Annotated in this window: 25 protein-coding genes and 1 pseudogene; 7 read left to right on the top strand and 19 right to left on the bottom strand. The window is 71.0% G+C overall.

Annotated elements, in window-relative coordinates; translation table 11 throughout:
• Nucleotides 1-335: 335 nt before the first annotated feature.
• The 6 genes and pseudogenes from ACLJPY_RS21840 to ACLJPY_RS21815 form a co-directional block, all read right to left on the bottom strand.
• Nucleotides 336-464 (bottom strand): annotated as a pseudogene (locus tag ACLJPY_RS21840) (helix-turn-helix domain-containing protein); the annotation flags it as partial.
• Between the two features lie 305 nt (nt 465-769).
• Nucleotides 770-1,300 carry a GNAT family N-acetyltransferase gene (locus tag ACLJPY_RS21835; RefSeq protein WP_410591010.1) on the bottom strand — a complete coding sequence of 177 codons (531 nt, stop codon included), beginning with the start codon at nt 1,298-1,300 and terminating at the stop codon, nt 770-772.
• A gap of 32 nt (nt 1,301-1,332) precedes the next feature.
• Nucleotides 1,333-1,731 (bottom strand): DUF1707 domain-containing protein, encoded by a 399-nt coding sequence (locus ACLJPY_RS21830; protein WP_410591008.1) that lies wholly within the window; start codon nt 1,729-1,731, stop codon nt 1,333-1,335.
• A 7-nt stretch (nt 1,732-1,738) separates the two neighbouring features.
• Nucleotides 1,739-2,275, bottom strand: a complete 537-nt coding sequence (locus ACLJPY_RS21825) for a DUF1707 domain-containing protein (RefSeq protein WP_410591006.1) — start codon at nt 2,273-2,275, stop codon at nt 1,739-1,741.
• Nucleotides 2,276-2,333: 58 nt separating this feature from the next.
• A complete protein-coding gene (locus ACLJPY_RS21820) occupies nt 2,334-4,127 on the bottom strand; it encodes an acetyl/propionyl/methylcrotonyl-CoA carboxylase subunit alpha (RefSeq protein ID WP_410591005.1) in 1,794 nt (597 codons plus the stop codon).
• A 106-nt stretch (nt 4,128-4,233) separates the two neighbouring features.
• Nucleotides 4,234-4,509, bottom strand: coding sequence for an SAV_915 family protein (locus tag ACLJPY_RS21815; protein ID WP_410569154.1), 276 nt, complete (start codon nt 4,507-4,509; stop codon nt 4,234-4,236).
• A gap of 114 nt (nt 4,510-4,623) precedes the next feature.
• On the opposite strand from ACLJPY_RS21815, the gene ACLJPY_RS21810 reads away from it, so the two are divergent.
• Nucleotides 4,624-5,346 carry a hypothetical protein gene (locus ACLJPY_RS21810; protein ID WP_410591003.1) on the top strand — a complete coding sequence of 241 codons (723 nt, stop codon included), beginning with the start codon at nt 4,624-4,626 and terminating at the stop codon, nt 5,344-5,346.
• Nucleotides 5,347-5,398: 52 nt separating this feature from the next.
• On the opposite strand, the gene ACLJPY_RS21805 is transcribed toward ACLJPY_RS21810, so the two are convergent.
• Entirely contained in the window at nt 5,399-6,757 is a 1,359-nt protein-coding gene (locus ACLJPY_RS21805) for a dicarboxylate/amino acid:cation symporter (RefSeq protein WP_410591001.1), read from the bottom strand.
• Nucleotides 6,758-6,857: 100 nt separating this feature from the next.
• Nucleotides 6,858-7,487 (bottom strand): Maf family protein, encoded by a 630-nt coding sequence (locus ACLJPY_RS21800; RefSeq protein ID WP_410591000.1) that lies wholly within the window; start codon nt 7,485-7,487, stop codon nt 6,858-6,860.
• 118 nt (nt 7,488-7,605) lie between these two features.
• Here ACLJPY_RS21800 and ACLJPY_RS21795 point away from each other — a divergent pair, with 118 nt between their 5' ends.
• Nucleotides 7,606-9,456 (top strand): glycoside hydrolase family 3 protein, encoded by a 1,851-nt coding sequence (locus tag ACLJPY_RS21795; protein WP_410590998.1) that lies wholly within the window; start codon nt 7,606-7,608, stop codon nt 9,454-9,456.
• A gap of 68 nt (nt 9,457-9,524) precedes the next feature.
• On the opposite strand, the gene ACLJPY_RS21790 is transcribed toward ACLJPY_RS21795, so the two are convergent.
• The 3 genes from ACLJPY_RS21790 to ACLJPY_RS21780 all read right to left on the bottom strand — a co-directional run bounded on the left by ACLJPY_RS21790 (nt 9,525) and on the right by ACLJPY_RS21780 (nt 13,459).
• Nucleotides 9,525-11,138 carry a DHA2 family efflux MFS transporter permease subunit gene (locus tag ACLJPY_RS21790; RefSeq protein WP_410590996.1) on the bottom strand — a complete coding sequence of 538 codons (1,614 nt, stop codon included), beginning with the start codon at nt 11,136-11,138 and terminating at the stop codon, nt 9,525-9,527.
• A complete protein-coding gene (locus ACLJPY_RS21785; protein ID WP_410590994.1) occupies nt 11,119-11,745 on the bottom strand; it encodes a helix-turn-helix transcriptional regulator in 627 nt (208 codons plus the stop codon). Before ACLJPY_RS21785 ends, ACLJPY_RS21790 begins: the two co-directional genes overlap by 20 nt.
• 139 nt (nt 11,746-11,884) lie before the next feature.
• Nucleotides 11,885-13,459 (bottom strand): TROVE domain-containing protein, encoded by a 1,575-nt coding sequence (locus tag ACLJPY_RS21780; protein WP_410590993.1) that lies wholly within the window; start codon nt 13,457-13,459, stop codon nt 11,885-11,887.
• A 484-nt stretch (nt 13,460-13,943) separates the two neighbouring features.
• On the opposite strand from ACLJPY_RS21780, the gene ACLJPY_RS21775 reads away from it, so the two are divergent.
• Together ACLJPY_RS21775 and ACLJPY_RS21770 are read left to right on the top strand one after the other, a co-directional pair.
• Nucleotides 13,944-14,834, top strand: coding sequence for an LLM class flavin-dependent oxidoreductase (locus ACLJPY_RS21775; RefSeq protein ID WP_410590991.1), 891 nt, complete (start codon nt 13,944-13,946; stop codon nt 14,832-14,834).
• A gap of 4 nt (nt 14,835-14,838) precedes the next feature.
• A complete protein-coding gene (locus ACLJPY_RS21770) occupies nt 14,839-15,297 on the top strand; it encodes a MarR family winged helix-turn-helix transcriptional regulator (RefSeq protein WP_410590989.1) in 459 nt (152 codons plus the stop codon).
• Here the strand turns inward: ACLJPY_RS21770 and ACLJPY_RS21765 are convergent.
• Complete coding sequence (locus ACLJPY_RS21765) at nt 15,288-15,509, bottom strand: acyl-CoA carboxylase subunit epsilon (RefSeq protein ID WP_410569144.1); 222 nt, start codon at nt 15,507-15,509, stop codon at nt 15,288-15,290. The two genes, ACLJPY_RS21770 and ACLJPY_RS21765, sit on opposite strands and share 10 nt — an antisense overlap.
• Nucleotides 15,506-17,143, bottom strand: coding sequence for an acyl-CoA carboxylase subunit beta (locus ACLJPY_RS21760; RefSeq protein ID WP_410590987.1), 1,638 nt, complete (start codon nt 17,141-17,143; stop codon nt 15,506-15,508). The genes ACLJPY_RS21765 and ACLJPY_RS21760 overlap by 4 nt, the downstream gene beginning before the upstream one ends.
• A 55-nt stretch (nt 17,144-17,198) precedes the next feature.
• On the opposite strand from ACLJPY_RS21760, the gene ACLJPY_RS21755 reads away from it, so the two are divergent.
• A complete protein-coding gene (locus tag ACLJPY_RS21755; RefSeq protein WP_410590985.1) occupies nt 17,199-17,975 on the top strand; it encodes a GNAT family N-acetyltransferase in 777 nt (258 codons plus the stop codon).
• Here the strand turns inward: ACLJPY_RS21755 and ACLJPY_RS21750 are convergent.
• Genes ACLJPY_RS21750 through ACLJPY_RS21735 form a run of 4 tightly spaced genes read right to left on the bottom strand, consistent with a single transcriptional unit; the run spans nt 17,959 to nt 21,016 of the window.
• On the bottom strand, nt 17,959-18,609 hold the full coding sequence (locus tag ACLJPY_RS21750) for a response regulator (protein ID WP_410590983.1): 651 nt from the start codon (nt 18,607-18,609) through the stop codon (nt 17,959-17,961). The two genes, ACLJPY_RS21755 and ACLJPY_RS21750, sit on opposite strands and share 17 nt — an antisense overlap.
• A complete protein-coding gene (locus tag ACLJPY_RS21745) occupies nt 18,606-19,712 on the bottom strand; it encodes a sensor histidine kinase (RefSeq protein ID WP_410590981.1) in 1,107 nt (368 codons plus the stop codon). The genes ACLJPY_RS21750 and ACLJPY_RS21745 overlap by 4 nt, the downstream gene beginning before the upstream one ends.
• Nucleotides 19,713-19,746: 34 nt before the next feature.
• Nucleotides 19,747-20,544, bottom strand: coding sequence for an SRPBCC family protein (locus ACLJPY_RS21740; protein ID WP_410590980.1), 798 nt, complete (start codon nt 20,542-20,544; stop codon nt 19,747-19,749).
• 55 nt (nt 20,545-20,599) lie between these two features.
• On the bottom strand, nt 20,600-21,016 hold the full coding sequence (locus ACLJPY_RS21735; RefSeq protein ID WP_410590978.1) for a MarR family winged helix-turn-helix transcriptional regulator: 417 nt from the start codon (nt 21,014-21,016) through the stop codon (nt 20,600-20,602).
• A 78-nt stretch (nt 21,017-21,094) separates the two neighbouring features.
• Here ACLJPY_RS21735 and ACLJPY_RS21730 point away from each other — a divergent pair, with 78 nt between their 5' ends.
• On the top strand, nt 21,095-21,658 hold the full coding sequence (locus ACLJPY_RS21730; protein WP_410590976.1) for a flavodoxin family protein: 564 nt from the start codon (nt 21,095-21,097) through the stop codon (nt 21,656-21,658).
• On the opposite strand, the gene ACLJPY_RS21725 is transcribed toward ACLJPY_RS21730, so the two are convergent.
• Complete coding sequence (locus ACLJPY_RS21725; protein ID WP_410590974.1) at nt 21,655-22,227, bottom strand: TetR/AcrR family transcriptional regulator; 573 nt, start codon at nt 22,225-22,227, stop codon at nt 21,655-21,657. The genes ACLJPY_RS21730 and ACLJPY_RS21725 overlap by 4 nt on opposite strands.
• A 74-nt stretch (nt 22,228-22,301) precedes the next feature.
• On the opposite strand from ACLJPY_RS21725, the gene ACLJPY_RS21720 reads away from it, so the two are divergent.
• The gene (locus ACLJPY_RS21720; protein WP_410590972.1) at nt 22,302-23,492 is read left to right on the top strand and encodes an FAD-dependent monooxygenase; all 1,191 of its coding nucleotides are present in this window, start codon (nt 22,302-22,304) and stop codon (nt 23,490-23,492) included.
• On the opposite strand, the gene ACLJPY_RS21715 is transcribed toward ACLJPY_RS21720, so the two are convergent.
• A complete protein-coding gene (locus ACLJPY_RS21715; RefSeq protein WP_354917938.1) occupies nt 23,458-23,823 on the bottom strand; it encodes a winged helix-turn-helix transcriptional regulator in 366 nt (121 codons plus the stop codon). The two genes, ACLJPY_RS21720 and ACLJPY_RS21715, sit on opposite strands and share 35 nt — an antisense overlap.
• Nucleotides 23,824-23,843: the final 20 nt, after the last annotated feature.

Below are 23,843 nucleotides of genomic sequence, written 5' to 3'. Positions count from 1 at the left end.
TGTGGGCAACCGAGCCGGCCGGGCGGCTTCACCCGCGGTTTTGGCCGGTGCAGCCACCCGGCGACCTCACGCCGCAACCCACCCCGAGCCTGCACATACAACGCTTGGTAGATGGTTTCGCAGCTCACATGCCACTCCAGCCGGTCAGGATGGTCACGGCGCAGCCGGCGGCTGATCTGCTGCGGACTCCACCGCGTGTCCAGCCCATCCTGGACGATCGCCCGCAGCGCCGGGTCCGCGGTGAGCTTGCTGACCTTGGGCCGGGCTCGCCGGGCGGCGGCTTTCTCGTGGGCGGCGTGGGGCTGGTAGGTGCCGTCGGGGTGCTGGTTGCGGGCCAGCTCCCGGGTGATCGTCGAGACCGGGCGGCCCAACTCGGCCGCGATCGCCCGCAGCGAGCCCCCGGGCTCGCGGACCCGGTCAGCGATCCGGATCCGCTCGGCCAGGCTCAAGAACGGGGACGACACCTCGGCCGGCGCCGCAGCCGGCACCGCCGTTGCCGCAGCCTGGGCTGCCTCGGCCCGCCAACGTTTCGCGGTCCGGTAGTTGACCCCGACCCGCCGGGCCGCTTCCCTCGTACCGACACCGTCTTCCACCAGGCCAAAGTAGGCCGCCCACTCAGCGGTCAACGGTTGCCAGGCCGACCAGGACCCCGCGACAGACAACCAGGGGCACGATCACGATCCCGTCCGGATACGATGCAACTCCTGAGCACTCAGGTGTTGCAACCACCCCTGGAAACCGCTGAGTGGTGGGGGATGTTCTGGGCCCGTCAGGACGTCCGGTGCCACCGGATCAGGCGTTCACCCGTTGCCGCTCGCTCCACCTCCGGGCCCACGAGCGTGAACCCGCAGCGCTCCGCCACGATCGCCGACGCCGTGTTGCTCTCCTCGTACCGGTAGCTCACTTCCCGCAGGCCCAGGCCGCCGAAGCCGAACCGCAGGGCCGCGTTCAACGCCGTCGACGCGACTCCCTTGCCGCGCTCGGCCGGGTGGACCCAGATCGTCGCCTCGGCGTAGGAGGCGTCCAGGTTCAGCTCGCGCAGGCCGACCTCGCCGAGCAGCCTGCCCGACGTCGGCTCCGCGATCGCCCAGGAACAGCGCTCGTCGCCCGCCCACTGGGCCGCGCGCAGGGCCACGTACTCGGTGGCCTCGTCCAGCGTCCGCAGCCGGTAGTTCAGCACGTACTTGCGGTGCGTCGGGTCCGCGAACGCCTCCATCAACAACGGGCGGTCGTCGATGTGGCGGTCGGCGCGCAGCTGGCGCAGGTAGTACGTGCCCGCGTTGATCTCCACCGGTTCCACTCCACCCAGCCTAGCCAGGCCGGGCGGGACGATCACGACCGGCGGCGGCGGGCTCCGGCGATCATCGCCACGACCAGCGGCAGCGCCACCGAAATGATCAGCAGCCTGCCGCGGGTCAGCACCAGCACCGCGATCGCCAGCACGATCGCGATCGGCACCGCGCCCGCCGTCAGGAACCGCACCAGCGCGCTGTCCTCCGACGACGGCGCCACCGGGACGCCGGGTGCGGAAACGCCGTTGAGCAACGCGCTCGGGCGGGGCGACGGCAAGTCTTCGAACAGCGGGACCAGCTCGCTGACCCGCTTCGCCGCCGTCACCTTCGCCGACCGGGTTCCGTACTCGTCGATGTCGAGCCGGCCGGTGCGGACGTGTTCCTCCAGGACGTCCAGGGCGTCTTGGCGTTCGGCGTCGCTCAGCCGCATGTCGCCCACGGCGGGATCAGCGGCCCGGCTCGCGCCGGTAGGAGTCACGCAGCTCGCGACGCCGCTCGCGGTCGCGCACGTGCCGGTCCCGGCGGTCGCGGTGGTGCTGGTCGTGGTTCCAGTCGTGGCCCCACATCGACTTGCCGAACACCGTCAGCCCGATCGGGACGAAGATGATCGGCCAGGCCAGCGTGTGCGTGGCGATCAGCGCGATCGCGGCGATGAACGCCAGCGGCACGATCGCGGCGAGGAACCGCTGCGGCGGCGACCAGTTCTCCGGTGCCCCCGACGGCTTCGGCGCCGGCGCCGCGGCAGCGGGCTCGGGCGCCGCGACGGCCTGGGGCGCGTCCTCGTACCGCGGGTGCGGGGCCGGCAGGTCGGCGAAGATCTCGCTCAGCTCGCCGCGGGTCTTGGCCGCGGTGATCCGGGCCGAGCGCTCGCCGTACTCGTCGATGTCGATCCGGCCCGCCGTCATGTGCTCACCGAGCGCGGACAGCGCGGACTCACGGTTCTGGTCGCTGATCCGCAGCTGCGGAGACGGGACTTCGGTCACGCCGTCGATGGTAGGCCGCCCCGGGGGCGGCCCACCACGACATCTGCCACGAACCGCGCTACTTGAGCTCCAGAAGCTGCGTGCCCTGCGTCACGGCCGCGCCGACCTCGACCGAAAGGCCGGTGACGGTGCCCGCTTTGTGTGCGGTGACCGGGTTTTCCATCTTCATCGCCTCGAGGACGACGATCAGCTCGCCGGCTTCGACGCTCTGGCCCTCTTCGACCGCGACCTTGACGATCGTGCCCTGCATCGGCGCCGTGACGGCGTCGCCGCTCACCGCGGCCTTGGTGCCGCCCGCGCGCTTGCGCGGCTTCGCCTTGACCGCGGTGCCGCCTCCGCCGCCGCCTTCGAGCGCGAACCCGCCCGGCAGCGACACCTCGAGCCGCCGCCCGCCGACCTCGACGACGACGTTCTGCCGCGGCTGCTCTTCGGCGGCTTCGACGTCCGGCGCCACGAACGGCTCGATCCGGTTGTCGAACTCCGTCTCGATCCAGCGCGTGTGCACGCTGAAGCCGTTCTCGTCGCCGATGAACGCGGGGTCGTCGACGATCACGCGGTCGAACGGCAGGACCGTCGCCATGCCTTCGACGACCATCTCGGCCAGCGCCCGGCGGCTGCGCTCGAGGGCGTTGTTCCGGTCCGACCCGGTGACGATCAGCTTGGCCAGCATCGAGTCGAACTGCCCGCCGATGACGCTGCCGGACTCGACGCCGGAGTCGACGCGCACGCCGGGACCGCTCGGCGCGACGAACTTGGTCACCGTGCCCGGCGCCGGCAGGAAGCCGCGGCCGGCGTCCTCGCCGTTGATGCGGAACTCGATCGAGTGCCCGCGCGGCTCGGGGTCTTCGGTGATCCGCAGCCGCTCGCCGCGCGCGATCCGGAACATCTCGCGGACCAGGTCGAGCCCGGTCGTCTCCTCCGACACCGGGTGCTCGACCTGCAGCCGCGTGTTGACCTCGAGGAACGAGATCGTGCCGTCGGTCGCGACGAGGTACTCGACCGTGCCGGCGCCGTAGTAGCCGGCTTCCTTGCAGATCGCCTTGGCCGAGGAGTGGATGCGCGCGCGCTGCTCGTCGCTCAGGAACGGCGCGGGCGCCTCCTCGACGAGCTTCTGGTGCCGTCGCTGCAGCGAGCAGTCGCGGGTGCCGACGACGATGGCGTTGCCGTGCATGTCGGCCAGGACCTGCGCCTCGACGTGCCGCGGCTTGTCCAGGTAGCGCTCGACGAAGCACTCGCCGCGGCCGAACGCCGCCACCGCTTCGCGCGTGGCCGATTCGAACAGCTCGGGGATCTCTTCGCGGGTGCGGGCGACCTTGAGGCCGCGGCCACCGCCGCCGAACGCGGCCTTGATGGCCACCGGCAGGCCGTGCTCGTCGGCGAACGCGACGATCTCGCTCGCGTCCTTGACCGGCTCTTTCGTGCCCGGCACGAGCGGCGCGCCCGCGCGCGTGGCGATGTGGCGGGCGGTGACCTTGTCCCCGAGGTCGCGGATGGCCTGCGGGCTCGGCCCGATCCAGGTCAGCCCGGCGTCGAGGACGGCCTGGGCGAAGTCCGCGTTCTCGGAGAGGAAGCCGTAGCCCGGGTGCACCGAGTCGGCGCCCGCGCGCTTGGCGGCGTCGAGGATCTTCTCGATGTTCAGGTAGCTCTCGGCGGCCGTGGTGCCGCCCAGCGCGAAGGCTTCGTCGGCCAGGCGGACGTGGGGCGCATCGCGGTCCGGATCGGCGTACACCGCGACACTGGCGAGCCCGGCGTCCTTGGCCGCTCTGATGACGCGTACCGCGATTTCGCCACGGTTGGCGACCAGGATCTTGGTCACCGGACCACCCGTGGTTTCGCCGACCTGCTCGGCCACCCCGCACCTCCTGCGTCCGACAGCTGCATTGCTGACCGCCCACGCGGCATCAGGGAAGTCTACGGATCTGACGTCGGGAGTCTCTGGAGTGAGAGGTGAACCACGCTCAGACGTGGTGGCGCAGCTCCTCCGGCAGCGGCGAATCGAGCACGATCACGTCGTACGGGTTCGCCCGGTGCACCTTCGGCAGGTGCTCGGTGCTCACCAGCACCCACGGCTGGTGCTCGCCGCAGCAGTCGATCAGCCGGTCCAGCGCGGTGAACGCGACCAGCGCGGTGCGGCCGTCCGGTGTGCGGCGCAGCTCGATCGACGCGCCTTCGGTTTCGGCGCTGACCGGGCCGGTCGGGAGGTACAGGGCGGGCGGCAGGTTCGGGTTCGTCACCCGGACAACATAGACGGACACGGTCCGCTACGCCTGACCCTGTCGGGTTGAACCCGCCACATCGTGCCGGGGCGCTGCCGACACGCCGTCGCAAAGCGGCTTACGCTCTGCCTCATGCGGACTACGGCAGCGCGGACGCCCCGGTCGGCGCTGCTCACCGCGGTGCTGGCGGCGGTGGTCACCGTCGGCGCGATCGGCGCGGTGTTCCTGCTGCGCCCGCACCCGGAGGCCGCCCCGGGGCTCGCCGAACCCGCGGCCGCGCCGGTGACACCCGCGGTGACCTGCGGCGGAGGCCCGTGCCGCCAGCTCGCGGCGGTGACGGTCGGGGGCACCCCGGTCGTGCTGCTCACCGACCCGGCGGGCGGCTCGGCCCGCTTGCGCGTCGGGCCCGAGCCGGGCACGGTGTTCGAGCTGTCGGTCGCCCAGCTGGGTGTGCGGCTGGACCAGAACTCGCTGCGCTGCATCGACGGGCCGGCCCCGGCGTGCCTGGTCCGCGGCGACGTCGGCGACGACGGCACGGCCGCGTACGGCGAGCTGCTGGTCGGCAGCGGGGGAGTGTGGCGCGACGGTGGCAAGCCGTTCTACGCGGACGCCGGGACGCTGTCGCTCTACGACGTCACGGGTGACGCGAGCCCCGACGTCATCGTGGTCCGCCACGACTGCCCGGACGCCGCCTCCGACACCCCGAAGTGCGCGGCGGCCCCGGTGCTGGGCGAGGTGTACGACCTCTCGGGCCGGTCGGTGGGCTGCACGCGCCGGGTGACGTCGCCGTCGGACCTGCGCGGCTGGCCGGACATCCGCCTGACCCGCGCCGATCTCCGCACCTGCCCCGCCTGAACGGCGTGAAGGCCGCCTCGAGCATTCGAGGCGGCCTTCACGGACGTGCGGGTCAGGCGGGGGCGGGTTCGGGTTCCGTGTGGCGGGCCGCCGAGCCGTCGTCGGTGTGCAGGGGGTTGTCGGTCGGCGAGTCGAGGACCTCGTCGTCGAGGAGGCCTTCGCTGCGCGCCACGATCGTCGGGACCACGATCTGGCCGGCCACGTTCGTCGCCGTGCGCATCATGTCCATGATCGGGTTGACCGAGTAGATCAGCGCCAGGCCCAGCGCCACCTGCTTGGCGTCGAGGCCGATGAACGACGTCGTCAGCGTGAACGCCGTCAGCCAGCCCGTGGTCCCGGCGGTCGCCAGTGCGCCGACCACGGCGACCACGACGATGCCCACGTACTGCCAGAAGTTCAGCGACACCCCGGCCAGGTTGGCGACGAAGATCGCCGCGATCGCCGGGAAGACCGCCGCGCAACCGTCCATTTTGGTCGCGCTGCCGAGCGGGGTCGCGAAGGCCGCGTACGCCGGCTGGACGCCGAGGTTGACCGCGGACTGGCGGGTCAGCGGCAGGGTCGCGGCCGAGGACTGCGAGGCGAACGCGAACTGGATCGCCGTGCCCGCCTTCGCGAAGAACTTGAGCGGGCTGACCTTGGCCACGAACTGCAGCAGGATCGGGTAGACGACGAACAGCACGAGCAGGCAGCCGACGTACACCGCGAGCGTCGTGGAGAACAGCGGCCGGAACAGCGCGTCGCCGTAGTTCGACACCGCCGCGCCGATCAGGCCGATGATGCCGATCGGGGCCAGCCGGACGATCCAGCCGAGGTACCGCTGGATGATCTCGAACACGCTGGTCGTGAAGTCCACGAACGGCTTCGCCCGGTCACCCAGGCTGTAGGCGGCGGCACCGATGACGAGCGCGAGGAACAGCACCTGCAGCGTCTCGCCGTCGGAGAACGCTTTCACGAAGTTCTCCGGCAGCAATCCCTTGACGAAGGCGTCCCACGAACCCCAGTGGTCGACGCTCTTCGCGGCCTTGTCGGCGTTCTTCGCGGTCGCCGTGACGCCGCCGAGGCCGCCGGCGCCGGGGTTGAAGATGCGGCCGACCGCGATGCCGATCAGCGACGCGATGAACGACGTGATCGCGAACCAGAGCACCGTCTTGCCGCCGAGGCGCGCGGCGGTGCGCCCGCCGCCCAGGCCGCGGAGGCTGTTGATGCCGACCACGATCGCCGTGAAGACCAGCGGGATCACCGCGATCTGCAGCAGCGTGGTGAAGATGGTGCCGATCTGGTCGAGGAGATCGGTCAGCCAGCCGGCCTCGGTCTGCCGCGCGACGACACCCAGCAGGGCGCCGACGACGAGCGAGCCGAGAACCGCGGCCGCGAACACCCGCGGCTTGGTGTATGTCCGTACGAAAGACACGGGGCGACTCCGGTGCTCGAAAGTTTCCTGTCTTGCCTCGTGAAGAGAACGGTAGGCAAGCGGGGACTCTTCCGGATCACCCGTTGGTGTGGTGCCTTTCTCAGGATGCGGGAGGCTGCCAGAGATCCACGACACTCACGCCGACCTCGGCCAGCAGCCGGCGCGTCAGCGGGAGGCTGATCCCGATCACGCTCGTGTGGTCGCCGTCGAGCCCTTCCACGAACCAGCCGCCCCGGCCGTCGATCGTGAAGCCGCCGGCGACGTTGAGCGGCTCGCCGGTGGCGATGTAGGCGTCGATCTCCGCCGGGCTCGGCGTGCCGAACCGGACGGTGGTCGATTCCCAGCCGGCGGCCTCCTTCGCGCGGGCCCCGCCGTCGAGCCGGACGACCGCGTGGCCGGTGAGGAGTTCACCGGATGATCCGGCCATCGCGGCCCACCGGGCCCGGGCGACGTCCGGGTCGCCCGGTTTGCCGACCATCTGCCCGCCGATGTTGAGCATCGAGTCGCAGGCGACCACGACGGCGTCCGGGTGGGCCGCGGCGACCTGGTCGAGCACCGCTTCGGCCTTGGCGGCGGCGAGGGCGGCGACCAGCTCCGACGGCGCCGGATCGGTCAGGGACGCGGCGACGGCGTCCTCGTCGACGCCGGAGACGAACACGACGGGATCGAGGCCGGCGGAACGCAGCACGGCGAGGCGGGCGGGGGACTGGGAGGCGAGGACGAACTGCACGACTGAAACTTACTTGACCAGGCGGTCGTGACCGAATTGTGACCGGCGTCACTCCGTGGGAGAGCTAATTTGTTTTGGCTCGCAACTTATCGATCGACGGATCGTCACGGAGAGAACAATGCCGCTCCTCCGCACCACGAGATCATTGCGAACCACCGCCCTCGCCGGCCTCCTCGTCGCCGGCACGGCCCTCGTCCCGATGGCGTCCGCCGCCGCGACGCCGCTCTACCGGAACCCGCACGCCCGCGTGGCCGACCGCGTCACCGACTTGCTGGCGCGGATGACGCTCGACGACAAGGTCGGGCAGATGACCCAGGGCGAGCGCGGTGCCGCGACGCCCGCGCAGTCCGCCGCCGCCCGGCTCGGTTCCATCCTCTCCGGCGGCGGTTCGACGCCGACGCCGAACACCCCGCAGGCCTGGGCGGACATGGTCGACGCCTACCAGCGGGCGGCGACGTCGACCGGCCTCGGCATCCCGATCGTCTACGGCTCCGACACCGTGCACGGCCACAACAACGCCTACGGCGCCACGGTCTTCCCGCACAACATCGGCCTCGGCGCCGCGAACGACCCGCAGCTGGTCAAGCAGATCGGCGCGATCACCGCCGAGGAGTCCGCCGCCACCGGCGTCAAGTGGGGTTTCGCGCCCTGCCTGTGCGTCGCGCGCGACGACCGCTGGGGCCGGACGTACGAGTCCTTCGGCGAGGTCCCGGCCAACGCCGTCGCGAATTCCGTGGTCATCGAGGGCCTTCAGGGATCTTCGCTCGGCAACACGACGTCGATCATGGCCACGGCCAAGCACTTCATCGGCGACGGCGGCACCACCGGCGGTGTCGACCAGGGCAACACGCAGATCAGCCTGGACGAGCTGCGCCGCATCCACCTGCCGCCGTTCCAGGCCGCGGTCGCCCACGGCGTCGGCTCGGTGATGATCAGCTTCAACAGCTGGAACGGCGTCAAGGACCACGGCAACAAGTTCCTCATCACCGACCTGCTCAAGGGCGAGCTGGGCTTCTCCGGGTACGTGGTCTCCGACTGGAACGGCATCGACCAGATCGACGGCCAGGCCGGGTTCACCGCGGCCGAGGTCAGCCAGGCCGTCAACGCCGGGATCGACATGGTCATGGTCCCCAACGACTACCTCAAGTTCATCAGCACGCTGAAGGCCGAGGTCGGCAACGGGCACGTCCCGATGTCCCGCATCGACGACGCCAACCGGCGGATCCTGACGAAGAAGTTCGAGCTGGGCCTGTTCGACCACCCCTACACCGACCGCTCGCTGCAGCAGGACTTCGGCAGCGCGGCGCACCACGCCGTGGCGCGGCAGGCCGTGCGCGAATCGCAGGTGCTGCTGAAGAACGACGGCGTGCTGCCGCTCGCCAAGCAGAACAACAAGATCTTCGTGGCCGGGAAGAACGCGAACGACCTGGGCAACCAGTCCGGCGGCTGGACGCTGACCTGGCAGGGCCAGAGCGGCGAGCGGGTCATCCCGGGCACGACGATCCTCGACGGCATCAAAGCCGGTGCCGGGAAGGGCACGGGGGTGACCTATGACCGTGCGGGTAACGGAATCGACGCCAGCTACAAGGTCGCGGTCGCCGTGGTGGGCGAAACGCCGTACGCCGAGGGGCAGGGAGACCGGCCGAACGGACTCGGCCTCGACGCCGAAGACGTCGCCCTCATCGGCAAGCTGAAGGCGTCCGGAGTTCCGCTGGTCGTGGTGACCGTCTCCGGCCGGCCGCTGGACATCGCCGCGCAGTTGCCGTCGGCGAAGGGGCTGGTGGCCGCCTGGCTGCCGGGCTCGGAAGGCGCCGGCGTCGCGGACGTGCTCTACGGCGACTACAACCCGACCGGCAAGCTGAGCTTCACCTGGCCGAAGAGCTCTTCGCAGGAACCGATCAACGTCGGCGACGGCAAGCAGGGCCTGTTCCCGTACGGGTACGGCCTGTCCTACAGCCGCCGCCGCTAGCCACCGCTCCCGCGGTCCGTGCAGGCCCCCGCCCGGTACCCGACACCGGTGCGGGGGCCTGCACGGTCTCAGGCCGCGGCGGTTTCGGGCGCGGGCGCCGGCGTCTGCCAGCGCGGCTTGACCCGCTGCATCACGGCCGCCGAAAGCACCCCGAGCAGGAGCACGCCCATCGGCAGCAGCATCGTCACCCGGGCCGCGTCGGTCAGTCCAGTGTGGACCGCGTCGGCGGCCAGCTTCCCGGCCTGCGCGGCGACCTCCGCGGGCAGCCCCGGCATCGGCGACGAGCCGCCCGCCGAGCCGAACTCGCCGGTGCTCGCCGCCGCGTGCGCGACCCCCTCGGCGAACGGCGCCCGGTACTGCTCCGGCAGCTGCGAAGCCGCCTTCGTCGCCTCGTCCGCGATGGACGCGCTGATCCGCGCCTGCAGCAGCACGCCGATCGCCGCGCTGCCGAGCACGCCGCCGACCTGGCGGGCGGTGTTGAAGATGCCGGACGCGCTCCCGGTCAGCCGCGGCTCGACCGAGCCCATCGTCAGGTTGCTCATCGGCGAGAAGATGCAGCCGATGCCCAGGCCGCACACCAGCAGCGCCGGGACGAACGTCCACGCGTTGCTGTCCGGCGTCGCCTGCAGCGCGATGATCCCGAGCCCGGCCGCGAGCGCCGCCAGGCCGAACATCACCAGGTACTTGCCGTTCACCTTGTCCGACGCGCGCCCGACGAAGGGCGCGATGACCCCGGACAGCAGCGACATCGGCGCGGTGAGCAGGCCGCCCATGGTGGGACTCAGCCCGAGCACCGACTGGATGTAGATGACCAGCGGCAGGAACATGCCGGTCATCGCGAAGCCGACGGTCGCGGCGGTGAACGTCCCGGCCGAGAAGTTGCGGTTCGAGAAGACCTGCAGCGGCAGCAGCGGCTCGCGCTTGTTGACCCGCTGCCACACCAGGAAGGCGATCATCAGCACCACGCCGGCGCCGATGATCTCGAACACCGTGACGCCGCCGAAGACCGTGCCCCAGTCGTACTGCTGGCCGTTCTGGACGCCGAACACGATGCACAGCAGTGCCGCGCTGGAAAGCACGATGCCCAGCAGGTCGAACGAGTGCGAGTGCTTCGGCTGCCAGTCCGGCACCAGCAGCACCGTGAGCACGACGGCGACCACGCCGATCGGCACGTTGACGTAGAAGATCCACTCCCAGCCGAGGTGGTCGACCAGCACGCCGCCGAGCAGCGGACCGGCGATCGTGGCCAGGCCGGCGACGCCGCCCCACATGCCCATCGCCGGACCGCGCTTGGCCGGCGGGAACAGGTGCGTGATGAACGCCAGCGTCTGCGGCGTCATCAGCGCGGCACCGATCCCCTGCACGGCCCGCGCGGCGATCAGCATTTCGACGTTGCCGGACAGGCCGCACCACAGCGACGCGCCGGTGAACACGACGAGCCCGGCGAGGAACACCCGCTTCGGGCCGAACCGGTCACCGAGCCGGCTGGTGAACAGCATCGGCACGGCGTAGGTGAGCAGGTAGACGCTGATCACCCAGACGATGGAGTTCAGCCCGGCGCCCAGTTCGCGCAGCATGGTCGGGATCGCGATCGACACGATGGTCGTGTCGAGCAGGATCATGAAGAAGCCGAGGCACAGCGCGCCCAGCGCGGCCCACGGGTTAGCTTGTCTTGCGTTCATCGTCGTCTTCCTTGCTGATGAGCGTGAGCTTGGGTCGTCCCTTGTCCCTGAAGGAGATCCGCCCGGATTCGAGGTCGTCGTGGAGCCGTTCGGTCCATTCGAGCTCGAACTTCCGGTGGTCGCACTGGTAGCGCCAGTCCAGCCAGTAGATCGGCGGCGTGTCGTCCTCGGCCAGCCGCTGCAGCACCGCGTCGTCCCCGGCCACCGCGGCGCGCAGCCGGGTGATCCGGTGTTCGAGTTCGATCATCGCGGTCTCGCGGCCCAGTTCGTCGATCACGCCGAGCCCGGACAGGTAGGCGGGGAACTCCGTGGCGAGGTCGCCGAGCAGTTCGCGCCCGCGTTGTGTGAACTCGTCCAGCCCGGTCTGGGTCATGCCGTAGACGGTGCGCTCGGGCCGCCGTCCGTCACGTTGCGTGTCGACGACCTCGATGAGCCCGTCCCGGAGCAGGCGCTCCACGGTGTGGTAGAGCGAGCCGGCTTTGACGTTGACCCGCATGTGGACGTACCGCTCGCGCATGAGCTGGGCCATCTCGTACGGGTGCATCGGCCCCTCGTGGAGCAGCTCCAGCACGGCGAGGCCGAGTGGGGTCAGCTTGGGTGAGGCCATGATCGGATTCCTCCAGGTTGGTTATTCCACGTGGACTATACGGGGTGGATTAGTGCGCGGTCCACGGGCATTCCTGTGACGGTCCGTACACAGCGTGCAGGCCCCCATGATGTCGTCACAGGGGCCTGCACGGCGTCTCTCAGAAGGGCCAGTCGGCGCTCCGGCCCCGCTCGATCAGCGGGATCATCCGGAACGCCTGGTCGGTCAGGCCGCCGAACGTGTGCCGGTGCCCGGCGCCGGACGGCGCGTGGCCGGCCCGGTAGCCCGCGAGGTTCCACGTGTACAGCGGCACGTGCGCGGGCAGCGCCTGCCCGACGTCGCCGTACGCGGCCTGCTCGTCGGTGAGGATCACGACGCGGTCGTGCTGCGCGAAGTGCTTCTTCACCGCGCCGGCCGTGTCGGTGCCGCCGCCGATGAAGAAGCCGCCGGACTTCCAGCGCTCGACGTCGCTCAGCAAAGAGCCACCGCGACGCAGCTTGAACACCTTGGTGCCCTTGCGGCCCGCCCAGTAGCCGTCCGAGAACGACACGACGTCGGCCTTCGCGCAGCGGCGGGCGAGTGCCAGGCCGAAGACCGCGGCCGCGTCCCAGCGCATCAGGCTGCCGTCCTTGCTGAACCGGTCGTTCATCGACGCCGACGTGTCGACGAGGACGAGCGTCCGGCCGTTCAGCTCCGGCACGTTGGCCAGCGCGTGCGCGATCGCCCGCTCGAGCGCCCACGCCCACCGCAGCGACGGCGCCGCGCGGTGGGCCGCGAGGAACCGCATCGGCAGCTGCCGGGACTTCGCGACCTGCACGGGGTCGGCGAGCCGCTCGGCGACGCGCTGCGCGACCGCGTCCGAGACGCCGGCCTCGTCGAAGTTGCGGAGGTTCCGCAGCCGGGCCATGTACCCCATCGACGGGATCAGCGCCTCCCAGACGCGCGCGTCCAGCGGACCCTGCAGCCACCCGGCGACGGACTCCCACGTCATGCCCGCCGCGCGGAGCACGTCGGCGGCGTCCGGCCGGTCGAAGAGCTTCCGGCGGTCGCCGACGTCCCAGGACAGCAGTTCGGCGCGGGCGCGCAGGGTGCCGAGGGACTCCGGGATCGCGTTGCCGCGGTCGTGCCGCTCGTCGATGATGTGCTTGAACAGCGCACCCCCGCCTGCCGGGTGGGTCAGCTCGAGGACGTCGGCGAACCGGAACGCCCGCGCGGCGGAGTCCCACTTGGCGAAGGACCGCTCGTCGTAGAGCTTCGCCGCGGCGTCGGCGACGCCGCGCTTGACCGGCTTCGGGACGGCGCGGCCGTGCACGGAGATCCAGTAGGCGAGCAGCTCACCGGGCTCGTCGGCCCGCTGCAGCACGTCGGCGACGACCTGACGGCTCAGGCCGTCGAGGCCGGCGTCGCGGCGCGCCTTGGCGAACTCGGCGGCACCGACGAGCGACGCCGTCCGCAGGTGCGCACCGGAGCGCAGCCAGCGCAGGAACCGCGCGGTCCACTCCGGATCGTCCAGTGTGGACTGACGAACCAGGTCGGCGTACCGCGTGTCACGGGTGTCCGCGGACTCGTAGAAGGTGTGCTCGCCGACCATGTTGGCCACGGCGAGCAGGAAGAGCTCGGACTTGGTGTCGCGCAGGTACCCGGCACCGCCCTGGTGCGTGACGGTGGACGGCGTGGCCTCCCCGCGGACCGGAGAGGTCGCGGCGGGCGCGCGTGCGGTGTTGAACTTGCTCATTTCTCCCCCTGATTTTTTTTTGCGGGGGAGCCACGGCCACAGCGATGCCCGAGATCGAAGTCGGTGAAGGTACATAGCTGCTCTAGGCCACTGAGCTACCGGACCGCAGGTGGTCCGGGAGGGATTCGAACCCCCGACCTGCCCATTAGGAGTGGAAGTAACCCTCGCCTGCGCACCGGGCACCGGTGTGGCCGTGGCTCCCGAGATCGGTGACGCACCGGGAGTGCGGATGAAGTTGGGTGCCCGAGGTCTTGAGTGGAGAAGGTGCGTTGACCGGCCACCGTGGTGGCCGGTTCCTGGATTCGAACCAAGTGATACCGAAGTAACCTTCCCCGTCGCACCGGGCGGAACCCAAGGTAGCAACCGATCGCCGTCGGCACGACTGGTTTTCCGGCCGCCTCGCCGTGGCGCCTTCCGCAGTCTAGTAGTTCGCACTAAGAACTAATTGTGCTATGTTCGTAGTACGAACTGTCTGGGAGGAATCATGGCGTACTTCGGCATCGGCGTGTCCACTGCGGTCACCGCCGTCCCGGCCACCCTGGAGCTGGCCGTCCAGGCCGACCGCGGCGGGCTCGACCTGATCACCGTCTCCGATCACCCGTACCACGCCGACCGGCTGGACGCGTACGCCGAAATCGGTGTGCTGCTGGGGAAGACCGAACGGATCTCCGGCTTGGTCAGCGTCACGAACCTGCCGACGCGGCCCGCGTCGATGCTCGCGCGGACCATCACGTCGCTGTCCGCGCTGACCGGGGGCCGGATCGTGCTCGGCATGGGGGTCGGCGGGTTGTGGGACGACATCGCGCGGCTCGGCTTCCCGAAGCTGACGCCGGGGCAGGCCGTCCGGGCCTTCGAAGAGGGGATCCGGCTGGTGAAGCTGCTCGGCGGGGGCGGTGACCCCGTCACCTTCGACGGCGAGTTCCACCAGGTCACGGACTTGGCGCCGGCCGCAGCGAAGATGCCGCCGGTGTGGACCGGGTCCGTCGGGCCGAAGTCGCTCGCCGTCACCGGGCGGGTGGCCGACGGGTGGATGCCCGGGCACGCGGCCGACTGGCTCAGCGAGCGGTACCGGACTTCGCGGCCGGTCATCGACAAGGCCGCCGTGGACGCCGGGCGGGATCCCGCCGAGATCGCCACCGTCTACAACTTCCCGGGGCGCATCACCGCTGCGCCGCTCGCGAAGACCCGTGCCGACGACGGACGCTGGATCGGCGGCTCGCCGGAGCAGTGGATCGAGGAGCTGACCGGTGCCGTGCTGGAGCACGGCGCCGCCGGGTTCGTGCTCTTCGGGCCCGGGGGCAGCACGCCCGACCGGACGGCGGCCGCGCGGTGGGCCGAGGACATCGTGCCCGCGGTGCGGGAAGCCGTAGGCTGACCGGATGGGGAAGAGCGGGGCGGACCTCGGCGTGGTGGCCGGGCTGGTGCGGGCGTCGTTCCTGGTGAACGCCGTCTACGCCGGGTCCGCCCGCGAATACGGGCTCACCGTGCAGCAGGGGCAGCTGCTGTGCGTGCTGATGGGCCGCCCGTACGGCATGGGCGACCTGGGCGGGACGCTCGGCCTCGAGAAGTCGAGCCTCACCGGCCTGGTCGACCGCGCGGTCCGGCGTGGGCTCGTCCGCCGCGAGCCCGACCCGGACGACCGCCGGGCCGTCCACGTCGTCCTGACCGGCGAAGGCCGCGAACTGGCCGAGGACTTCTACGCGGCGACGTGCCGCCGGGTCGACGAGCTGGCCGCGGGCCTGAGTACGCCGGACCGCGACCGGCTCGCGGCGCTGCTCGGCGCGATCGTGCGGGACAACGAAGTCCCGACGGTCTTCCTCGACGCCGTTCAGCCCTGAGGAAGGCCCGAAGCGCGCCAAGCACCTTCGCCGGGGTGAAGCGGCTTGCGCAGCGAAGCGGCGTGATCGCCCCACCACGACGTACGCGGCTTCGGCTTTTCCGGCGCCTTCGCGGCCGACGCCGCGGCGACTACCGCCGTCAGCGCCGCCAGTTCGGCGTCGCTCGGGTTCCCGCGGACCACCCGCAGCAGGGGACGGCTTTCCTCGCTCACAGCGGGATGTTCCCGTGCTTCTTGGGCGGCAGCGACTCCCGCTTGTTCCGCAGCAGCGAGAGCGCGCGAGCGACGTGCCCGCGGGTGTGCGCCGGCACGATCACCGAGTCGACGTACCCGCGCTCGGCCGCCGCGTACGGGTTCAGCAGCGTGTCCTCGTACTCCTGGATCAGCTCGGCGCGCAGGGCGTCGACGTCCTTGCCCTCGTTCGCCGCATTGGCGAGGGTCTTGCGGTGGACGATGTTGGCCGCGCCCTGGGCCCCCATCACCGCGACCTGGGCGGTCGGCCAGGCCAGGTTGATGTCGGCGCCGAGGTGCTTCGACCCCATGACGTCGTACGCGCCGCCGTACGCCTTGCGCGTGATGATCGTGACCAGCGGGACCGTGGCTTCGGCGTAGGCGTAGATCAGCTTCGCGCCGCGGCGGATGATGCCGTTCCACTCCTGGTCGGTGCCCGGGAGGAAGCCCGGCACGTCGACGAAGGTGAGCACCGGGATGTTGAACGCGTCGCAGGTGCGGACGAACCGCGCGGCCTTCTCCGACGCGTCGATGTCGAGGCAGCCGGCGAACTGCGTCGGCTGGTTGGCGACGACGCCGACGCTGTGGCCGTCGACGCGGCCGAAGCCGACGATGATGTTCGGCGCGAAGAGCTCGTGGACCTCGAGGAAGTCGCCGTCGTCGACCACCCGGGTGATGACCTCGTGCATGTCGTACGGGGTGTTGGGCGAGTCCGGGATGATCGTGTCGAGCTCGCGGTCGGCGTCGGTGACGTCGTCGAAGAACCCGGCGGGGGCGTCCGAGGGGTCGAACACCGGCGCGTCGGACAGGTTGTTCTGCGGCAGGTAGGAGAGCAGTTCCTTGACGTAGGCGATGGCGTCCTCGTCGTCGGAGCCCAGGTAGTGCGCGACGCCGGACTTCGTGTTGTGCGTGCGGCCGCCGCCGAGCTCCTCGAACGTGACGTCCTCGCCGGTGACCGTCTTGACGACGTCCGGGCCGGTGATGAACATCTGCGAGGTCTCGTCGACCATCACGATGAAGTCGGTGAGCGCGGGGGAGTAGACGTGCCCGCCCGCGTTCGCGCCCATGATCAGCGAGATCTGCGGGATGACGCCGGAGGCCTGCACGTTGCGGCGGAAGATCTCGCCGTAGAGGCCGAGCGAGACGACGCCTTCCTGGATGCGCGCGCCGCCGCCCTCGTTGATGCCGATGATCGGGCGGCCGGTCTTGATCGCCAGGTCCATCACCTTGACGATCTTCTCGCCGTAGACCTCGCCGAGGCTGCCGCCGAAGACGGTCACGTCCTGGCTGAACACGCAGACCGGGCGGCCGTCGACGGTGCCGTAGCCGGTGACGACGCCGTCGCCGTAGGGCCGGTTCTTCTCCTGGCCGAAGTTGGTCGAGCGGTGCCGGGCGAGCTCGTCGAGCTCGACGAACGAGTTCTCGTCGAGCAGCAGCTCGATGCGTTCGCGCGCGGTCTTCTTGCCCTTGGCGTGCTGCTTCTCCACCGCACGGGCCGAGCCGGCGTGCACCGCCTCGTCGTACCGGCGGTACAGGTCGGCCAGCTTGCCGGCCGTGGTGTGGATGTCCGGTTCATCCTCGGGCGGCGTCCCGAGCGGCTCCGTCGCACTGCTCATGCCACGGGAGCTTAACTACTTGTCGGTCACTTGGCGTGTGGCGTAGGCAACGTCCATGGAGATCCGCACCCTGACCGCCGCCGACCTGCCCGCCTGCGCCGACCTGGCCGAGTCCCGCTCGTGGCCGCGGGAGCCACCGAAATGGCGGCTGCTGCACGAGGCCGGGACGGTGTTCGGGATCGATGCCCCGGACGGGCTGGCGGCTTCCGCGGTCGTGGTGGCGTTCGGCCCGGTGGCGTCGATCTCGATGGTGCTGGTCGCGGCCCGCTACGAGCGGCGGGGGCTGGGCCGCGCGATCACCGAGCGGGCGGTCGCGGAGGCCGGGGACGGGGCGGTGTGGCTGCACGCGTCGACTCTCGGCCGTCCGCTGTACGAATCGATGGGGTTCGTGGCCGACGGCGGTTGCCAGGGGCACGTCGGCCGGTTCGCCGACGACGGTGGGCCGGGTGCCTCGCCGGGGACGTTGGCCGAGGTGCTTGCGGTGGATCGCGCCGCGCACGGGGTGGATCGGCGGCGGTTCCTGGAGCGGCTCGGGACGCCGTTCGTGGTCGACGGGGGCTTCGCGTTCGGCGTGGACATCGGGCACGTGACGGTGATCGGGCCGGTGGTGGCGGGGTCGGAGGAGCAAGCGAAGGCGCTGATCCGCGGGGTGGCGCGGACCGTGGCCGGGGAGGTTCGGGTGGATCCGGACTTCCGGTTCCCCGCGTTGGCGGCGTGGCTCCGGGAGCGGGGGCTGGTGCCGGGGGTTGCGGCGCCGCGGCTGGTCTTGGGTGGTCGTCCGCTGCCGGGGGAGTGCTCGATGCGGTTCGCGCCGTTCACACGGGCGGTGTAGGCCGGATCAGGCCCGATTCGTAGGCCGCGATCACCAGCTGGGCGCGGTCCCTCGCGGCGAGCTTGTGCAGCAGGCGGCCGACGTGGGTCTTCACCGTGGCGATGCCCAGGTGCAGGCGCTGGGCGATCTCGTCGTTCGACAGGCCCCGGGCGATCAACGTCAGGACCTCCTGCTCGCGGACCGTCACGCCGGCCAGGCGGGTCACCGGGCCCGAGGGCAGCCGCGCGAACTCCGCCACCAGGCGCCGGGTCACCGAGGGCGCCAGCAGGGCGTCGCCGGAGGCCACCACCTCGATCGCGGCCAGCAGGTCCGCGGGGCGCGTGTCCTTCAGGAGGAAGCCGCTCGCTCCCGCGCGCAACGCCGAATACACGTACTCGTCCAGGTCGAACGTCGTCAGCATCAGGACCCGGACGGCCGTTTCCGCGCAGATGCGGCGCGTCGCCTCGATGCCGTCCATCTCCGGCATGCGGACGTCCATGAGCACGACGTCCGGCCGTTCGACCCGGGTCAGGGCCACCGCTTCGGCGCCGTCGGACGCCTCGCCGACCACTTCCAGGCCCGGTGCGCTGTCGACCAGGACCCGGAAGCTGCCGCGCAGCAGGGCCTGGTCGTCGGCGATCAGGACGCGGGTCATCGGGCCACCACCGTTTCCGCGTAGGGCAGCCGCGCGAACACGCGGAAGCCGGTTCCGGTGGGCGCCGCCGAGAATTCGCCCGCGTAGACCGCGACGCGCTCGCGCATCCCGATCAGGCCGTGGCCGGGGACGGCCTCGCCGCCGCGGCCGTCGTCGCGCACTTCGATCGTCACTTCGCCGTCGCCGCCGGTGACGTGGACCCGGCACGTTGCCGCGTCCGCGTGTTTGACCACATTGGTCAGCGCCTCCTGCACGATCCGGTACACCGACTGGCCGACGCCGCTCGGCAGCTCGGTGAGGCCGTCGACGACCAGGTCGACGGCGGGGCCGGCCTGCTGCGCGCGTTCGGCGAGCGTCCGCAGGTCGTCGAGCGACGGGGCGGGTGCCAGTGCCGGGACGCCGGTGCCGTCGCGCAGGACGCCGAGCATGCGCCGCAGCTCGGCCAGCGTCTCGCGGCTCGTGTCTTCGATGACCCGCAACGCTTCCCGCGCCTGGTCGGGCTGGTCGAGCGCGACGTGGTTGCCGACCGCCGCCTTCACCGCGATCAGGCTCATGCTGTGCGCGACGACGTCGTGCATCTCCCGCGCGATCCGCAGCCGTTCCGCGGAAACCGCTTGCTGCGCGTGGGTTTCCCGCTCGATGGCGGCGTGCTCGCGGCGACCGTGGACGGCGATGCCGAGTGCGAACCCGACGGTCAGCGCCGACGTGCCGATGTTCACCGTCGTGGCCGTGCTCGGGTTCGGCACCGCGATGCCGAGCAGGCCGACCCCGAGCAGCCCGGCCACGAACCCGGCCCGCGAGGCGCGGCTGCCGCGGCGCACCACGAACGAGTAGAGCGCGCACCCGGCCGACACGACGGCGACCGCCAGCACCGGGCCACCGATCGGGATCGCCGCCGCGGTCAGCACGAGCGAAAGGACGTAGGCAGGACGCGGCCACCAGCGCCGCAGCACGATCGGGGTGACGCTCGTCAGCAGGATCGCCCAGCCGAGCCAGCCGGGCAGCCACGGCGGCAGCGACCACGCGCCGGCGGCGAGGTTGCCGCCGGCCCCCAGGGTCAACACCAGGACGGCGAGGGCGTCCAGGACGACGCGAATGCGCATGACCCGACCGTAATGCGGGCCTCCCGCTCGCGCGTCAACCTTGGGGCGGATGCTCCGAGTAGTGCTTCCGCACGGCTTCGACGCGGTCGGACGGCCAGTCCGGCAGGTCGACGCCGTGGGTGGCGGCGAACAGCTTGTCGAGCTGCTCGTGCCGCCGGGCCAGCTGCGCCGGGACGTCGTCCCCGGCCGCTTCGGTGAACTCGACGCGCGTGCCTTCGCGCGGGTCGTGCACCAGGCGCCAGCCGGGTTCGTCCGGGAGCAGCGGCTGCAGCTGGTCGAGGGGTTTCCAGCCGAGGTCGCGGCGGAAGCGGATCGTGCCGTCGTCGAGGACTTCACCGTCGTCGAGGCCGAATTCCTCCAGGTAGGACGCCATCCGCGGGTGCCAGTCCCGCGGCTGCTCGAAGTCCTGCCCGGCCAGGCGCGCGGCGAGCGCGTCGAGGCAGACGTCCCAGCCCGCGGCGGTGCGGCCGCCGGCGAGCTTCGCGATCGCCGGGTCGCCGCGGCCGAAGGTGTGCGTGAACTCCAGCAGGCTGCCGTCGCCGTCGGGGGTGATCAGCCAGCGCAGGGTGTCGTCGTTCCAGACGAAGGTGAACTCGCGCGGCGGGTCGGCGGTGAGCACGCGCCCGGTCGTCGTGGTGTCCTCGCCGGGGAAGGTGAACCGGATGGCGCCGCCGTCGCGCAGCTCGACGTCGACCTTCGCGGGGAACCAGTGCCCGAGTTCCGCCGGGTCCGTGATGGCCCGCCAGACCCGCTCGGGCGCGTGCCCCAGGCGGCGTTCCAGCCGGAGCACCGGTCGTTCGCCGTCGGTCTGCAGCTTCGCTCGTCCGGACACGCGTCCTCCCGTGGGTTGCCTGTGCCCGTATATAACCACCGAGGAATATACAGGGTCAAGCGCCTCGCACGGCGGAGACGGCGGCGGCGAGCTCCGGGTCGCCCGCGGCCTTGTCGAGCGCGGTCCGCAGCACGGCGACGTACGTCGGCTCGGTCTCGGCGTAGCGCTTGCGGCCGGTGTCGGTGATCACCGAGTAGACGCCGCGGCGGTCGTTTTCGCACAGGTCGCGGACGGTCAGCCCGGCGTCTTCGAGGCGCGCGCACATCCGGCTGACCGAGCTCTGGTTGAGCCCGATCGCCTCGGCGAGCTCCTGCATCCGCAGCCCGCCGCGGGGCCCGGCGACCAGCTTGCCGAGCGCGCGGTACTCGGACAGGCCGAGCCCGTGGCGCCGCTGCAGTGCTTTGGCGAGTTCCTGCTCGATCCGGGCGTGCAGGACGAGCACCCGGCCCCAGGCCTGTTCGTCGACGGTCATCTTCCGGCCTCCTCTTGACGCCAGGATAGTCCAGGGACAGTATTTATATGTACATGCAAGTACTTCGAGAGGGTGGACATGAGCGATCGCAGCTTCCTGTTCCTGGTGGGCGCCGCGCGGGCCGGGGGCAACACGGAAACGCTGGCCCGGCTGGCGGCGAAGGAGCTGCCGCAGGACGTCGAGCAGCGGTGGATCCGGCTGCCGGAGGTGCCGCTGCCGCCGTTCGAGGACCGCCGCCACGGCGCCGGCGAGCACCCGTCGCCGGGCGAGAACGAGCAACTGCTGATGGACGCGACCTTCGCCGCGACGGACATCGTGATCGCGTCGCCGGTGTACTGGTATTCGGTCTCGGCGAGCGTCAAGCTCTACTTGGACTATTGGTCGGGCTGGATGCGGCTGCCGGTGGAGTTCAAGCCGCGCATGCGCGGAAAGACGTTGTGGGGCATCAGCGTCCTGAGCGAGACGGCCCGCGAGGCGCAGCCGCTGATCGGCACGCTGGAACTGTGCGCCGAATACCTGGGCATGAACTGGGGCGGAGTGCTCTTGGGCAACGGCAGCCGCCCGGGTGACGTCCTGCGCGACGCCGACGCGGTGGCGGCCGCACCGGCGTTCTTCGCCGGCGCGGACCTGGTCACCGCCTAATCCAGGACCTCCTGCGCGATCAGGCGCAGGCCGTGGACCACGTCGGTGCCCGAGGGGGCGTGGCCCGGGTCGATCAGCCACTGGAGCATCACGCCCGACAGCAGGGCCTGGTGGACCGTGCCGACGGCCCGGGCTTCGGCGCTTCCGTCGTCGAGGCCCTGGAACAGGTTCGCCAGGCCGTGGCGGGCCTGTTCGAGCGCGTTCGCCAGCTGGGTGCGGACGTTCTCGTCGAGGTCCGGCTGTGAGCAGGCCTCGAAGCTCACCGCCCACATGCGGCGGTGCTCGCCGAACGACTCGATCACCCGCTGCCAGATCAGCGCGAACCGCTCGGCCGGTGGCGTGTCCGGCGGCGTCTCGACCTGGAGCGTCTTCGCGAGTGCTTCGCCCCACTCCTCGTTCGCCTCGATCAGGGCGGTGTTGAGCAGCGCCTCGCGCGAGCCGAAGTGGTACCCGATGGCCGCCATGCTCACGTTCGCCGCCGAGGCCAGGTCCCGCACCGTCGTGCGGGCGTAGCCCTTCTCGTACAGGCAGCGCTTCGCGCCGGCCAGCAGTGACTCCTTGTTGCCCATGCTGCCGAGCCTAGCACGAACGTCTTAGGCGATCGCCTTGCGCGATCGCCCAAATCGGGGTTACCGTTCTCGGCATGCAGAACAGACGAGTCCTCATCTCCGGCGCGAGCGTCGCCGGCCCGGCTCTGGCCTTCTGGCTCCGTCGCCACGGCTTCACGCCGACGGTCGTCGAACGCGCTCCCGAACTGCGCGACGGCGGCTACGCGGTCGACTTCCGCGGGGCGTCGCTGCGGGTGCTCGACCGGATGGGCCTGCTGGGCGCGGCCGAAGCGGCGGCGACCCGGATGGGTGCGGTGACCTATGTGGACAGTGCGGACCGGCCGCTGGTCGGCACACCGCCGACCTACCAGAGCGGCGAGCTGGAGATCCTGCGCGGCGACCTCGCGCGCATCCTGTACGACGCCACGAAGGACGACGTCGAGTACGTCTTCGGCGACTCGATCACCGGCGTCGCCGAGCGCGGCGACGGCGTCACGGTCACCTTCGCCCGGAGCGAGCCGCGGGGGTTCGACCTGGTCGTCGGGGCCGACGGGCTGCACTCGAACGTGCGGTCGCTGGTCTTCGGCGAGGAGCGGGCGTTCCGCCGCGACCTCGGTTACTACGTCTCCATCTTCACGGTGCCGAACCACCTGGGCCTCGACCGCGCCGGCCGGTTCCACAACGAGCCGAACCGGACCGTCGGCGTCTACAGCGCGCGGGACAACACCGAAGCCAAGGCGCTGTTCTGGTTCGGCTCCGAGGGGCTGGACTACGACCACCGTGACGTCGAGCAGCAGCGCAGGATCGTCGAAGAGAAGTTCCGCGACGTCGGCTGGGAGACGCCGACGCTGCTGAAGGCCATGCGAAAGGCGCCGGACTTCTACTTCGACTCGGCGAGCCAGATCAAGCTGGACTCGTATTCGCGCGGGCGCGTCGCGCTGGTCGGCGACGCCGCCTACTGCGCCGCGCCGCTCTCGGGCATGGGGACGAGCCTGGCGATCGTCGGCGCGTACGTGCTCGCGGGCGAGCTCGCGGCCGCCGGGGGCGACCACGCGACGGCGTTCGGCACCTACACCGCCGAGATGCGCGGCTTCGTCGCCGCGTGCCAGAAACTGGCCGAAGGCAACGGGAAGTGGTTCGTCCCGCCGACGCGCGCGTGGCTGAAGTTCCGCAACCTGAACTACCGGCTGCTGCCGTACCTGCCGTGGCGCAAGCTGATCGAGGAACTGCCGCTGAAGGCGGGCAACGCGATCACGCTGAAGCCGTATGCGGTGGCGCGGGCGTGACACCGCGGCGCTTCGCGATGCCGGCCATGTTCTCCTCACCCCAGTCGCCCAGCGGCAGCAACGCCGTGTTCAGCCGCTGACCCAGCTCGGTCAGCGAGTACTCGACCTTCGGCGGGATCTCGTGGAACACCTCGCGGTGCACGATCTCGTCCGCCTCCAGCTCGCGCAGGGCCTGGATCAGCATCTTTTCGCTGATCCCCGCCACCTTCCGCTTGAGCTCGCCGAACCGCAGCGGTTCGGCGTGCAGTGCCCAGAGGATCAGGGCCTTCCAGCGGCCGCCGATGACGTCGACGGCCGCGTCCAAGCCGCAGCGGTACGTTCGAGGCTGCATCCAGGATCCTTACGTTTTGG

The organism is Amycolatopsis sp. lyj-23, assembly GCF_046549135.1.
Classification (GTDB): domain Bacteria; phylum Actinomycetota; class Actinomycetes; order Mycobacteriales; family Pseudonocardiaceae; genus Amycolatopsis.
Note: the sequence above shows the minus strand (reverse complement) of the source record. Positions and strands in the feature narration are given on the sequence as shown.